The 15,252-nt window shown below is 34.7% G+C and carries 8 protein-coding genes; 4 read left to right on the top strand and 4 right to left on the bottom strand.

Features of this window, described 5'->3' with window-relative positions; translation table 11 throughout:
* Positions 1 to 4: 4 nt before the first annotated feature.
* Positions 5 to 1,621, bottom strand: a complete 1,617-nt coding sequence (locus U6A24_RS04855) for a sodium:solute symporter (protein ID WP_324178813.1) — start codon at positions 1,619 to 1,621, stop codon at positions 5 to 7.
* A 422-nt stretch (positions 1,622 to 2,043) separates the two neighbouring features.
* Between U6A24_RS04855 and U6A24_RS04860 the strand changes: the two genes are divergently transcribed.
* Positions 2,044 to 3,084: a LacI family DNA-binding transcriptional regulator gene (locus U6A24_RS04860; RefSeq protein WP_324178814.1), complete on the top strand. Its 1,041-nt coding sequence runs from the start codon at positions 2,044 to 2,046 to the stop codon at positions 3,082 to 3,084.
* On the opposite strand, the gene U6A24_RS04865 is transcribed toward U6A24_RS04860, so the two are convergent.
* Together U6A24_RS04865 and U6A24_RS04870 are read right to left on the bottom strand one after the other, a co-directional pair.
* A complete protein-coding gene (locus tag U6A24_RS04865) occupies positions 3,081 to 3,929 on the bottom strand; it encodes a formylglycine-generating enzyme family protein (RefSeq protein ID WP_324178815.1) in 849 nt (282 codons plus the stop codon). The two genes, U6A24_RS04860 and U6A24_RS04865, sit on opposite strands and share 4 nt — an antisense overlap.
* A 112-nt stretch (positions 3,930 to 4,041) precedes the next feature.
* Positions 4,042 to 4,755 (bottom strand): glycoside hydrolase family 11 protein, encoded by a 714-nt coding sequence (locus U6A24_RS04870; protein ID WP_324178816.1) that lies wholly within the window; start codon positions 4,753 to 4,755, stop codon positions 4,042 to 4,044.
* A 490-nt stretch (positions 4,756 to 5,245) separates the two neighbouring features.
* On the opposite strand from U6A24_RS04870, the gene U6A24_RS04875 reads away from it, so the two are divergent.
* Both U6A24_RS04875 and U6A24_RS04880 read left to right on the top strand, forming a co-directional pair.
* On the top strand, positions 5,246 to 8,161 hold the full coding sequence (locus U6A24_RS04875; protein WP_324178817.1) for a triple tyrosine motif-containing protein: 2,916 nt from the start codon (positions 5,246 to 5,248) through the stop codon (positions 8,159 to 8,161).
* A 163-nt stretch (positions 8,162 to 8,324) separates the two neighbouring features.
* Entirely contained in the window at positions 8,325 to 12,287 is a 3,963-nt protein-coding gene (locus U6A24_RS04880) for a glycosyl hydrolase (protein ID WP_324178818.1), read from the top strand.
* 126 nt (positions 12,288 to 12,413) lie between these two features.
* Here the strand turns inward: U6A24_RS04880 and U6A24_RS04885 are convergent, their stop codons facing one another.
* A complete protein-coding gene (locus U6A24_RS04885; RefSeq protein ID WP_324178819.1) occupies positions 12,414 to 13,844 on the bottom strand; it encodes a hypothetical protein in 1,431 nt (476 codons plus the stop codon).
* A gap of 228 nt (positions 13,845 to 14,072) precedes the next feature.
* Here U6A24_RS04885 and U6A24_RS04890 point away from each other — a divergent pair, with 228 nt between their 5' ends.
* The gene (locus U6A24_RS04890) at positions 14,073 to 15,104 is read left to right on the top strand and encodes a hypothetical protein (RefSeq protein ID WP_324178820.1); all 1,032 of its coding nucleotides are present in this window, start codon (positions 14,073 to 14,075) and stop codon (positions 15,102 to 15,104) included.
* The last annotated feature ends 148 nt before the right edge of the window (positions 15,105 to 15,252 follow it).

Below are 15,252 nucleotides of genomic sequence, written 5' to 3' on the forward strand. Positions count from 1 at the left end.
TTTTTCATCCAGTAAAATATGTTAAGACTGAAATTACAACAACGACTAGTAAAACAGATAAAACAATATCTATTATCGTAAAACTATCTTTTGCTTCTTGTTTTTGAGCATCACTCAAAGTACCGAAAGCTAAACCTTTAATCATTTGATAATTTGGTGGAGCGGTTACAAGACTCGTAAATACACATACTATAATAGAAAATATAAACATAAAAATAGCCATATGTGCAAAGTTGACTGTAGCGAATTGGTAAGCAAACCCAGACAAATCTTCTTTACCTATTTCAGCAGCAATTCTTAAAGCTGCGACAATAAGTCCTGAAAATAAGGTCACAATCGCCGCTCTAGAGTTTACTCTTTTCCAAACTATTCCTAAAACAAATACTGCTGTTATTGGTGGTGCTATATAAGATTGTACACTTTGCAGGTATTGATATAATACTCCGCCTCCAATTTTATTCATAATAGGAATCCAAATTATACCTAATACCACTACCAGTGCAGTGGCAACTCGACCAATATTCAGTAGTTTTTTCTCGGGAGTTGAAGGTTTTAATTTTTTGTATATATCGATAGTAAATATGGTAGAACACGAGTTAAAAACCGATGCTAGTGAACTCATCAATGCTGCCATTAAACCTCCTGCAACTAATCCTTTAAGCCCTGTTGGTAGCAAAGTTTTTACCAAAACAGGGAACACTTCATCTGCTTTTTCATAGCTTAAAACCCCTTGTTGAGCCAAAGCAAATGCTATGATACCAGGTATTAGAAATATAAAGATTGGTAATATCTTAAGATAAGCTCCAAAAATAGCTCCTCGCCTTCCTATTTTTATATTATTGGCCGCGAGTGTTCTTTGTACGATATACTGATCGGTACACCAATACCAAACTCCAACAATTGTACCTCCAAACAATAAGCCTGTCCAGGGAAAGTCAGGATCAGACATTGGACGCCACATATTAAAATGGTCTGAACCTGCAGTTGCACGTAAATTTTCCCATCCTCCTACTTCTTGCAATCCGAGATATGTTATTATTATAGATCCTGCTATTAATACAACGGTTTGGAGCGTTTCGGTATATATAACTGCCTTCATTCCTCCTATAATGGTGTATGCTCCTGTGAAAACTACAATTCCGATGGCTCCATACCAAAATGGGATTCCTAATAACTCTGAAACTACAATTCCTCCTGCATAAATGGTAACTGAAACTTTGGTAATCACATAACCAGCCAGAGAAAATACCGATAAGAACCATCTGGATCGACTATCAAAGCGTTTTTCTAAAAATTCTGGCATGGTAAATACTTTGCTTCTCATATAAAATGGTAAGAAAAGCCATCCAAGAAGCAATACGATCCAGGCATGTAATTCATAATGTGCCATAGGCATTCCAGATTCTGCTCCGGTCCCTGCCAAGCCAACCACATGTTCTGATCCTATATTTGAAGCAAAAATTGATGCTCCTATAACAAACCACCCAACATTGCGACCCGCTAAAAAATAATCTGCAGTATCCTTATTTTTTTGAAGTATTACCCATATTGCTACCCCTATTAGTGCTAGAAAATAAGCCCCTAACACTACCCAATCTAATTGTCCTAAGACTGATTCCATATGTTCTTTAAGTTGTTTACGTTAAATGTATTTGGTTAATTGATATTTTAAATGATCTATGCTTATTTCCGTTTTTTAGTTAGGAAAAATATCCTAATCAATCATGAATTGCTTGTATTTCCCCTGTCTATTTAACAAATTCTTTCTTTTTAACTTAAAATTTTATTAAATGCTAAAATTATTGCTTGACCATACAAACAAATGGAAGATTTGAAGCAAATGCTATCATTTATGAAGCATTTTGATTTTAAAATATGTATTAATCAAAATTTTAGAATATATTCAGTAATAACATTTCAAATTAACAACAAGCTGTACGAAAACTTATTTTAAAAGGCCTTTATAGGTGAGCTTTTACTAACCTTTTTATTCAATACTTTCATGCGATTTTATAGTTTATTTTATGATACAATCCATTTGATATGAAAAGAAAAAGAATAACATTAAAAGATATCGCAAAAGAATTTGATGTTTCTATCGCAACTGTCTCAAAAGCGCTCAATGACAGCTATGAAATTAGCATCAAAACAAAGACAAAGATTCAAGAATATGCAAAAGTTCATAATTACAAACCCAGTAATAGTGTTCCTGATAATTCAAGCAAAAAAAGCATAAAAACCATCGGTGTGATTATACCTAATATGCTAAATCATTTTTTCACCAAAGTATTTGTAGGTATCGAAAGAGTGGCGACTCAAAGTGGTTATAATTTAATTACCTGTATTTCTAACGAATCTTATGAAAAAGAAGCTAGCGCAATGGAGCTTTTGAAAAATTCTCGACTTGATGGGTTCATTTTATCAATAGCCGAAGAAACGCAAGTAAAACAACGTTTTAGCCATTTACAGAATGCAATTAATCAGGGGATTCCTATGGTAATGATGGATAGAGTAACTGATAAAATAGAGTGCGATAAAGTTATAGTAAACGATGAAGAGGGAGGCTATAATGCTACTAAATATTTTATTGAAACAGGTTGCAAGAATATTGCTATCGTATCTAACATCCATAGGTTAAGCGTGGGTAAGCTAAGGTTAGAAGGATATAAAAGGGCACTTAAGGAAGTTAATATACCTATTGATGAAGCTTTAATTCTTAAAATCGATAAGTTCAATGATGTTGATACGTTATTAAAAATAGTATTAGGATCCAGAAAAGTGGATGCCATACTTTGTTTAGAAGAAGATTCTGCGATTAGCACTTTAAAATTGGTTATTTCTAAGGGGTACAAGGTTCCGGAAGATATTTCTATAATTGGTTTTACTAATGGAGTTCTGCCTAGGTATGTAACTCCCACAATTACTACTATTAGTCAGCATAGCACCTATTTAGGCGAAGTCGCAACAAAAATTCTTATTGATAAAATAGAAAATGGAAATATTGAACCTTCTTATACTACCAAGATCATTAAAACAAATTTAATCGAAAGAGAAAGTACTAAAGCATCATCTAAGCAGTATTAAATCTTATTTCTACAGATACGAAATCCTTGATCCGGACCAATACCACTTGCCTCAAAATATCCTCTATCACTTACTTTCATAAAATTTTCAACACCGATCCATCCCCCGCCTCTTTGAGATCTATAATACCCACTTGGTATTTTGTTATCCTCGTACCAATCTCCACACCATTCTCTTACATTACCTGTCATATCGTATAAGCCTAATTCATTAGGTATCTTACCTCCAATAGCATGAGTGCAGCAATTATTTTTTTCTATGATTCTATAATCCCAATTCTGAATCAATAAAGTGTCTCCGCAATTTCTCCAATACCAAGATACATGATCCACCTCATTACTACCACTATATGAATAACTTTTGCTTAATTGACCTCCTGTTGCTGCATATTCCCACTCAATTTCTGTGGGTAAACGATAACCATTTGCTTTAGGATCTATTTTTACAAGCCACTTGATGCTATCAAATTCTGATTTGTTAAAATAATCTATTGAATCTTTATAGATTTTATAATAAGGTTTCAGCCCCTCTTTTTTACTTTTTTTTATACAATATTCTATACAATCATACCAGCTAACCATCTCTACAGGTAGATTATCTCCAAGAAACTTTGAAGGGTTACTGCCCATAATTTCAACCCATTCTTTCTGGGTTATTTCAAACCTTCCTATGTAAAAGTCATCTAGTAAGGCTTCTGTTTTATAAAGTTTAGATTTTTTATTAATAAAAGCACCTCCTTTTACCAAAATTAAATCATCGGATACCAACAGATTCTCTTTTTCATTTTTGCAAGAGTACAGTATAAGGAAGACCCCAAAAGTTATGCTCCAAAATATTTTTTTCATGAATTGTGGATTAACTATACAATAACCTAGGTATAAATGTGCATACCCGCTTTTACAAAAAAATAAGGCCGTTACCTATTAACGGCCCTATTTTTTAAAAATGCAATATAGGCTACCATACGGTTGCATTAATTTTTCCCCAATCGCCACTATAGGATTCAATTCCAAAAACCTGATAATCAAAATCTCTAAGGTTACCACTATGTCCGCCATGGTTATTCCAATGATTAATATGCGCCTGCATATTTACTTTTTGATTGCTTCCTAATGGTGCGTTACCGTGTTGACTTATATACTGATAAAAAGTTCGTGTTCCCAGAATTGAAGGAGCATTAGATCTTATTTGTTTTTTAAACTGGTAGCTTTTTCCATTAACATTAAAATTTTTGTTTTGATTTTGGCCTTGGATATTCCCTCTTTCTACAATGTAATACTCTATAAGTGGAGACCTGGTCCAACCATAGACCCCAACGAAGTTATATGCCCCCTGCAACAGCCCAACATTATAATTAATCGTTCTGCCACTACCTGTTCTCCAACCTTTTCCCCCTACAATATCTTGATTGTCTTTGTACTCAATTTCAAAATTACCACTATACTGATTGGCATAAGGAAATCTTAATCTTCCCCATCCTCCTTCTTTATAGATGGTCCAAAAATAACCCTTGTTATATCCATCAGTTCGATTATCGCTTATGTAACCATTTGAATCAATTGATTTTTGCTCTAAATCTGTGTCTTGTGGAAGATTGTCATTCCCCAAATTGTCTGAACAACCAATTAGAATAAATAAAGCAGTTGTCGTGAAAATTAGATTTTTTTTCATAATTAGATAGTTTTACATTAGAATAATTCAAAAATTTTACACCAGAAACCAGGATCTATTATTTCAGATAAAAAATTATCGATACAATTACATATGTGTTAAAAAATTAATAGTACACCAATATAAAACCCATAAAACCAAACATTTAACAACTTGAGTGTTTTAAGAATAAATTTCACGAAAAGTTTTCGTAAAATATCTGGATATATAATTTCCTTATTTTTCTATTCGTTTTCTTTAAAAAAAATAACGTCAATACATTATTTAGTAGACAATTCACTAAAACGTTTTCGCTACAAGAGTTTCCCTTGAAAACTCTCAATACTTATACAAATCCTTTTGGTACCCTCTTATTTTAGACCTGGTAAGTATTTAGATGCTATACTACATTTCTTTTCTCTTCGTTGATTATTTGTTAATTTGACATATTTTTAACAAAAAAACACTATAGTTGTAAAACATTAAGATGCATTCGTCATTCGTACAAATAATGCCAAGACTTACTAGATTAGCTTTATTTCTTTTATGTTTTTCTATTGGAAGTGGTAATGCACAAAACTCATGGAAAAAAGTTTCAGAGGTTAAAAATTATGCTAATAATGAAATTGATAAAGCAGCTCCCAAAACCTTTGATATCACACAGGGTTCTAATGGCATTGTATATTTTGCCAATGAATATGGGTTGTTAGAATTTACAAGCAATACCTGGAAAATTCTGTTGCAACCCAAAAATCGTTCTTCCATTAACTCTTTACTTTCTTACGGTGATCGTATATATGTGGGAAGTAATAATGAGATTGGATATGCAGCGAGAAATAGGTTCGATCAAACTTATTATGTTTCATTAAATCATTTGCTCCCTAAAAAATCAACTAGTTTTTCGCAGGTTTGGGGAATCTTTGAAATTCAGAACAACATTTATTTTTGCTCCGACCAGCAAATTATTAAGTATGATATCACCAAGAACAAATTAATATCAATTAGCAGTAAAGGAGGCTTTAAATATGCAGCCAAAATTAGTAATCGCCTCCTAATATTAGACAATTCAAACCGTATTAGTATACTTATTGAAGATAAACTTGAAACCGTATACACTCCAGATTACTTTTCGAAATATACTATTGACCGTATTCTTCCATATAATAATGCGTCCTTTTTAATTTTTACAGCCAAAAACGGCGCTTTTACATTGAAAAACAAAAAGCTCGAACCCTGGGGAAATTCAGAAAATTTCAGTTTTCAGAATACAAATATCTCTTCAGGCATTTTACTAAACAATGAAATATATTGTATAGGAACTACTAATAACGGAGTACTTTTTTTTGATAAAAAAGGAAAATTGTTACAACAATTAAATCGAGACAACAAACTGCTTAGCAATACAGTTCTTGATCTATTCATTGATCAATCCGAAAACTTGTGGGTTACTCTAGAAGGTAGCATAAGCTATATTGAACTAAAGTCTCCTTTTTATACACTATCAGAAAATGAGGGAATCCTTGGTTCGACCTATGATGTCAAAAAATATAAAAACACTCTTTATGTCGCTACATCCAATGGTTTGTATTACAGCAACTGGCCACAAAATGGTCATACCGATAGTTTTAGCAAAGTAACAGGTGTAGAAGGGCAAATTTGGAACTTATCGATACTAAATGATCAACTTTTTATTGGCGCTCATAATGGATCTTACATCCTACAAAATAATAATGCAGTACCTATTAGCAATATCAAAGGAGGATGGAATTTTAATACCATACCCGGGAATAAAAATCTGATTCTTCAAGGTACTTATTCAGGGTTGGTTGTTTATCAAAAAAGTGAAGATGGTTGGAAAATATGCAACAAGGTTATCGGGTTTGATGAAACTGCCAGAGAGGTACATTTTGAAGGTAAATATGATATCTGGATTTCGCATGGGTATAAAGGAATTTATCGTGTACGCTTGAATGAGGATTACTCAAAAGTCATAGAAACCACTTTGTATGACCAAAAGAAAGGTTTTCCTGGCAACCTCTTTATTAGCTTACTGGACATTAATGATCAACAGTTATTCGGAACACAACTGGGCATCTATCGTTATGATTCGAAGGTTGATTCTATGATAATAGATAATAAATACACTAGCATACTTACTAATCATCATCTTGTTCGACGTTTAAGTAATATTTCAGAAAATGAAGTTCTTTTTATTCAGGGATACGACAGAGATGATGATATAGGAATTATCAACTTTTCTCCCAATGGAGATCATACCACTCATAGAGTTCCATTTCAACGACTAAAATCACTACTCATTCCGGCATTTGAGAAATTTATACATTTCGATAATGGAGATATAGGATTTACCTCGAAAAATGGCTTAATCATTTATAGAAAAGATGTTAGATCTGATTACAATAAAGAATACTCTACATTAGTACGTAATGTTAAGATCAAAGATTCTATCGTGTATGGTAATGTTGAAGATTATGTCACCGATATACGTAAAGATTCTGTTTCACCTCCTATTCCCTTTAAATTAAATAAATTAAGTTTTTCTTATGTTGCTCCTTTTTATGAATACCCAAAATCTGTCGTATACCAAACATATCTAGAAGGACTTGATGATAATTGGTCGCAATGGACCAAAGAGGCTCAAAAAGAGTATAACTTTTTACCATCTGGAGAGTATACTTTTAAAGTAAGAGCAAAAAACATTTATGACAAAATAGGGAAAGAAGCAGCTTTCGATTTTACAATTAAACCACCTTGGTATCGATCTTTCCCCATGTACTTTGTTTATGCTACTCTTTTAGTATTAATCATCTACACTTTTATACGTATAAAAAATGACCAGCGTAAAAAAAGTATGGAAAAACTAAAAATTGCACATAAAAGAGAAATTGAACTTCAAAAAATTAAGTTTGAAGAAAAGCGTCTTAAAGCCAAAAATGAAAAAATAAAAAAGGACAATAAATACCTCAAAGAAAACCTCGAATCTCAAAACAAAGAACTAGCGTCTTCTGCCATGCAAATGGTTCAAGTTGATAATCAACTATTACAACTGAAAAAATCCCTGGATGAGATCTACAATCAATCTGAAGGCAGCATAAGAAAACAACTTAGAAGTACAATAAAAACTTTGGACGATCAAATAAAAGGTGACAATAATTGGAAACATTTTGAAACACATTTCAATCAGATACATGACAATTCTTTAGAGCGATTGAAAGACGAGTATCCAAATCTTAATCACAGGGAAATAAGATTATGCGCATATTTGAAATTAAATTTATCCAGCAAAGAAATAGCACCGCTCATGGGTATTTCGTATAGAGGTGTTGAATCCTTACGCTTCAGGGTTCGAAAAAAAATGGGATTAGACACCTCTGTTAATCTTACTGATTTTATCATACGGTTTTAGTAGACTTTCTACAAAAACAATATTTGCGTAGTAAAACCGTAGTCCCCCTGTATTATTAATGTATCAGGATTGTTAAATCTTCTTTATATGACTCATAACTTTGGTTAGTTATTAAAATTTCTACCGTTTAGTTAACAATTCGGTAAACTAAAAATCACTAATCATGTTAATTACTAATACAACAAGGAACAATATTTTATGTTGCTGCTTATTCTTAATGGGATGTTTTGCTACATTTTCCCAAAATACTATCCCTGGCAAGTTTACACCTGTAAATGGAAAAACCATGCTTATTATCGGTCAGGATTTGGGTTCAGTAGCTGGGTATGTAAATAGCGGTCAATTTCCTACTCCTGCCGGTATTACCATGTATACTGATGTGTATACGATGGCTGGACTTAATAGTGTTACCAACTATGGTGCTGGCGATATTGGTTCGCAAGCTGCATTAGATCAGTATCCAAATTCGGCACTTGCGATTGGTCTATGGATGGTAGAAGAGGCAGATGGACAAGGAGAAGATCATCCAAACGGATTGACCGAAATAGTAAACGGTTTACACAACGATGAGCTGGACAAATTTACAGCCTTTGCCAATAGAAACACCCCAAGGCCCATTTATTTAAGAATAGGATACGAATTTGACGGTCCTTGGAATAATTATGATCCCAACAAATATAAAGCTGCCTATCGCTATATTGTAGATTATCTAAATCAAAAACAAGTTACAAATGTAGCTTATGTATGGCAATCTGCAACCTGGGGCGAAACTCCCGCAAACGGAATTGATAATTATTATCCAGGAGATCAGTACGTTGATTACGTTGGACTTTCCTTTTTCTTTTACGATGCAAATTTTAATGGAAACAACCTCGATTATATTTTAAGCTTCGCCCGAAACAAAAACAAACCTATCATGATGGCAGAAGTATCTGCACAATACTATGAATTTGACCAGGGAACTTTCCATCCATTCGATAATCCAGGAGCTCCACAACAACTAGGCGGACAGGGAATCTGGAATCAATATTTCAGAGATCAGCTTATTCCGTTTATCGATGACAATAGAGATGTAATTCGTGCTGTTGCCTATATTAATGCCAATTGGCAATCACAACCCCAATGGAGGTGGCCAGATGCCGGAAATGGTTTCTGGGGAGATACAAGAATTGAAGCCAATACAACCATATCAAACAATTGGAACAATTACATAAATAATGGCAATTTTCTTCACGGAGGGCCAAATTTATTAAACGATCTGGGAATCACAACGGGCCCAACTCCTTCTTGCAATGATGGTATCCAAAATGGAGATGAAACCGGCATTGATTGCGGAGGAAGTTGTCAACCTTGCCAAACCACACCAACATGTAACGACGGAATCCAAAATGGAAATGAAACTGGCATTGATTGTGGAGGAAGCTGTGCTCCTTGCAATACAGATGGTGATATTACGGTAAAAATTGAAGCCGAATCAGCTTCTCTTTCTGGTCAAGCTCAATACTACAACGATGGTGCAGCTAGCAATAGTCAGGGAGTAGCCTATCTTGACGGGTTAGGTAATGGGTTTACAATCACTAATGCCCCAAAAGCGAATAAGGTAGAATTCTTTTATGCTTCACAAAATACTGGTAAAATATCAATTCTGGTTAATGGGCAAGACCAAGGTGATCTCAATTTCTCTTCAAATGGTGCATGGGTCGGTTCTTATACTAAAGTTATATTTGATGTTGTAGTGGCTGCAGGAGATACATTTCAGGTTATAAATAACAGCGGGGATGTAGCTTTAAATGTAGACTACCTCAACTTTATAAGTCAAGATAATGGGGACGGAAATCAACCTTGCACAGGATCTGATATCCCAACAGCGACTGTAGATAAAACAGACGAGAGTTCCCAGGGGGCTAACGATGGTAGGATTACATTTAGTTTTCCGAATACCGCAGGAAGAACAAATATTGAATTCAGTATTGATGGTGGTAGCACTTATCCATACAATGTTCCTGATAATAGCGGTTCGACCACAGTATCAAATTTATCCTCAGGCACCTACCAATTATATGTACGCTGGGGTAACAATGAATGTCCTCAAAATCTTGGACAAACTACCATAAATGCAGGAGCAGGTTGCTCAGATTGCGTTAACTTTAATCAAACGGGAACTTCTTCGTTCTCTAATCAGGACAGTGCCGCTAATATAGTTATTCAAGATGGGGGAACTACTGCATTGCTAACCGATAATACATGGAGAAGAACTAATACCAAGTATACCATAACCTCCAATACGGTTTTAGAATTTGAGTTTCAAAGTACATCTCAAGGAGAAATACATGGTATAGGATTCGATAGCGACGAGTCACTAACATCCTCACAGATTTTTCAACTTTATGGAACACAAAATTGGGGGAATCGTGATTTCGACTATTCTCCAAGTGGATACACTTTTTTTAGTATTCCTGTTGGTAATTTTTATACGGGAAATGACATGTACCTCGTTTTGGTTAATGATTTTGACAACGGATCGGGTAACACAAGTAGTTTTCGTAATGTTAGAATTTTTGAAAACACAACCGCTCCAAGTTGTAACGATGGAATCCAGAATGGAAATGAAACTGGAGTAGATTGTGGTGGTAGTTGCGGTCCATGCGGTTCTACCAATCTTAGCGCTAAACTACTCCCTCCAAATAATAAAGTTTTACTTACCATAGGTCAAGATCTTAAAACAGTAAAAGATTATAATGATGGAGGAGTACAATCAAAAGGTTTCCCTGTGATGGGCGGAACTACAACTTATATTTCATTTTACAGTTTACTAGATTCTCAATTCCCACAATATGGTGCCTTAGGTGAAACTGTAAATGGGAATATAGCAACCCATGGAGATGGATCTACCATAGATGTAGATTGGGGTGCTGGCCCTTTAAACGCGAGAAGTTCTATTTTGGCATATCCAAATTCCAGCTTATCTATTGGGTTAAGCATGACCGAAGGTGAAGCTACAGGAACCGGAATTAACTATTGGTGTCAAGGTTGTTTGGCTCAAGTGGGGCAAGGTCAGTGGGATAATCAGATAAAAAGATTAGCTACCTTCTGCAAAAAATATAGTGATCGCGCTATCTATCTTAGAATTGGTTACGAGTTTGATGGAAACTGGAATGTAGGTTATGAAAACAGAACCAATTACATCAATGCATACAGGCGTGTAGTTGATGTAATGAGATCTGAAGGTGTAACTAATGTTGCCTACGTATGGCAATCCAGCTCATCCCCTATTGATGATGTTCTTGACATACAATTCGGTGAAGGAAACTTTGGGGACATTGAAAGCTGGTATCCTGGAGACGATTATGTAGATTGGATGGGATTATCATGGTTTGTTACCCCCGATGAAACTACTTCGGTTTTACCAGGAATCCCAACGCAAAGACAAAAAGCCAACGAGGTAGTCAATTTTGCAAGAAGCAAAAACAAACCGGTCTACATTGCCGAATCTACTGTGCAGGGTTATGATTTGGTCAACATAAGGGATTGTAATATATCTTCTGTATGGGATGGAAACGCCGCACAAGGTTGTATTAATAAATCTTCAGCTCAAATCTGGAATGAATGGTTTGCTCCCTTCTTTGATTATATTTATGCCAATAGTGACGTTATCCGCCAAGTACATTATATCAATACCAATTGGGAAGATGACACGGCGCTATTTGGTCAAGGAAACAGAGCAAATGGATATTGGGGTCGTGCCGGGGTTCATGTAAATAATACAATTGCTAATAATTGGAAAACTGAAATTGAAAAACCTATTTGGTTACATGGAAGTACTGATTTAAATAATATATTATTACAATCTCAATTACAATCAAGTGTTAACCATTCTTCCAAAAGTGCTATATCCAATATAGAGTTATATCCTAACCCAACCAAAGGAGTTTTTGTGATTAGAGGTCAAAACCTTGCCAAAATAGTAGTGAGTGATCTAAATGGCAGGATCTTAAAAGAAGTTATTGCAAACCCAAAAAACTTAGAGTTAAGAATAAACACACAACGAATCCAAAAAGGAATGTATTTGATACACATCCAAGATGCACATAATAATAAAACTGTAAAAAGACTTATCATCAAGTAAATCAAACTCAACTCACGCGGGAAGACAGTCCTTCTAGTGATACTAATTACTTATTATAATAAAGGGTTGCTTTTAAAAAAGCAACCCTTTTTAACTCATAATCATTACAGAAATAGAAATTGTTTACTAACTATTTCTTTCTACACCTATCTTCTTTTTTAAATAAGGTGTGAGCAGATTATACACAGGTATAAAAACCTTTTCTTTAATATTTTCGGCATCTTGAGAGTAATACACTTTATTCACTTCATACCGAGCACTTCCAAATAATTGATGCATATGTAGCATTTTAAAATCTACTACTTCCTTTATATTTTTTCCTAAATTATCGCAACCAAAAATCCCGGGGGTATTTGGTGCCAACAACAAAATGTTTTTGATTTCATCATCCTCATTAGCAAGATCATACAGTACCTGAAGAAACACCTGTTCATACAAATCCCCTGCTCCAAGACTCCAATCGGTTTTGGGTGATTCTTCTTTGGCCAATGTACCAAGAGAAAATGATTCTTCCAGATCAATTCCTAAAACCTTAAAAGCATCATTTAGATCTCCTTTTTCACCTCCAAGACTTTTAATTAAATTACCTATTCTTTCTTTTTCGGTATCGCTCAAAATATTTTCGATCATATGCTCATAACCCAACAATAATAACGCTTCTCTTATTGCTTTATATTTTGAGGGGTTCGTCTTTTTCATTCGCACAAATATGCCTCTTGCAGTTGCTGTACCCATTGCCATATTCGAAACCAGTAATTCTGCGCCAAATGCATGATCTGCAATACGTCTAATCCCTCCAGAGGTTAACTCCTGATCAGACCATTTTAAAAAATCAAATCGATCAGAGTAGGTATTTCCTTCTATAATTTCCTTCATTCTCAGTACATGCCGATAAGATAATGCTTCTCCGTTAGGGCCTGCTGCTTCATTATCTCCAAAAACACCTGGCCAATCCATATTTGTACCCCAAACGGGTCTAGGATTTTCACCATGACATCTGATACAAGAAGCAGGGTTTCGATGAAGCTTGGGTTCTTTCTGAGTAAAGTCAAATTGAGAAAACTCCCAAAACCCACTATTTTCATTCAGCTCTGCACAATCCAATAGATCATATTTAGGATCATCAGGTTTCGTACTGATATTCATCAAAAAAGTACCATCAGAACCAAATAGAACAATTCTGGGGTATCTCAAATTGGATTGTCCCTCTCCACGAGTATGCTCGACGAGTGAAAAATTATTTCTAAAGTGTTCTGGTAACCGATTCAGTAATTCTGTAATTGTGGTGATGTTATTTTTTTGAATAAAGTTCATGACACCATCAATAGTCATTTTTGGTTCCCCATCCTTTACAATAGAATTTAGGCTATTTAACTTAATAATAATATCATTTACTGCGGTTGGACAAAGAAGTTTTCCGTTGAGCTTTCCACCGGTACTTATATAATCCACCTTATTCGATACTATTGACTGATTTTTTATGTTTGTTTTGGAGCTACAACCTAACAGAAATATAATCATTGCCACAAAACCAAAACCGCTATATACTGACCTCATTAATCTTATTTTTTTAGCAAAAAAACAGAATTTTATCTAAAAAAATGACGCAAAAATTGTGTTTAAGGCAAAATGCGTGGTAAAAGTGTAGCAGTCAAGAACTGTTGAAGTAATTGTAATTATTAAATTAACAGCTTTTTTAGAGAAATTAGCTCAAACGATTGAGTTCATCTTTTTTCAATTAAAAAATGAACCATAAACTTTAACTAAACATAAAAATTGATAGACATGAAACGTGTAGTTAACTTAGTTGTTTTTGCAATACTATTTTTAGGAGTATTAATAGCTTGCGAAACTGAAGAATTTGTTCAAGATACCTCGGTATCTAAAATAATTACCCCAGATGGTAAATCAAGTTGCCCTAGTTCCCATCCTTTTGAAGCCTGTGGTGCCTGCTGGACCGATGCTGCACAAGCACAATCTGGAGGATGTAATGACACCGGAGGCGGAAACAATGGAGGTGGAGATAATAATAGTGGTGGAGATCAAAACAATAATTGTCCTTCTTCACACCCATATTCGGCATGCGGACAATGCTGGACCGACGCTGCCCAAGCCCAAGCTGGAGGTTGTAACGATACCGGCGGAGGTAATAATGGCGGGGGCAATAATGGAGGCGGAAACAATGGTGGAGGAACACCATGTGGAAACTACAATTACAATCCCGATAATACGGCGTGTGTAACCACAGTTGCCAACGGAAGCGGATGTATGAACAGTGATGGTTTATTTGTAAGCTCTAAAGGGGTTGTTAGCAATCCTTGTAACACAAAAGAAGCTGTTTTAGATATCGAAAGAAATTTAGGAATTAACATAGATGATCAATTCATTGCACAGTCTGGTTATCAAGGAAATGTTCCTTCGATCAATCCTACAATGACAAAAAGTGATTTTCTTATTTATATGAAAGAACTACTTAAGGGTATCAACATAAATGGTAAAACAGGTGATCAATTTGCTATAGAGTTTACCAATTTGCTTGATACAAATAATGATGGTATTTTAACAAGAAATGAAGCTAGTCAAGCCAAAGGTTCTGATCCGCGTCAGGTATTAAACCTTGAACCAATCTTTACCATTAACGGAGGGCTTGCTACAGATGATGTTCTAGCATACGTAGGATTATACCTTGGCGATGGTGCATTAGACAAATATGCAGGTGATTTACCACAGGTCGTTCAGGATAATATGGCTAGTTTCACCAGAACTTGGCAACCTGGTGTAAATGCAGCATCTAAACGATATGATTCTAATAAATAATATTTCCCCAAGTATATATTAGCAACCATATTCACCGTGTATTGCCCCAAAATAGAATGTAAGGGTTTGGTTAAAGCACCAAACCCTTACATTCTTTATTAATTTTTGGTAAAAAATTTACAAATCTTTCTTATTAATTGATTGTTAT

Origin of the sequence: Aquimarina gracilis (assembly GCF_035285365.1) — a bacterium.
GTDB lineage: Bacteria > Bacteroidota > Bacteroidia > Flavobacteriales > Flavobacteriaceae > Aquimarina > Aquimarina gracilis.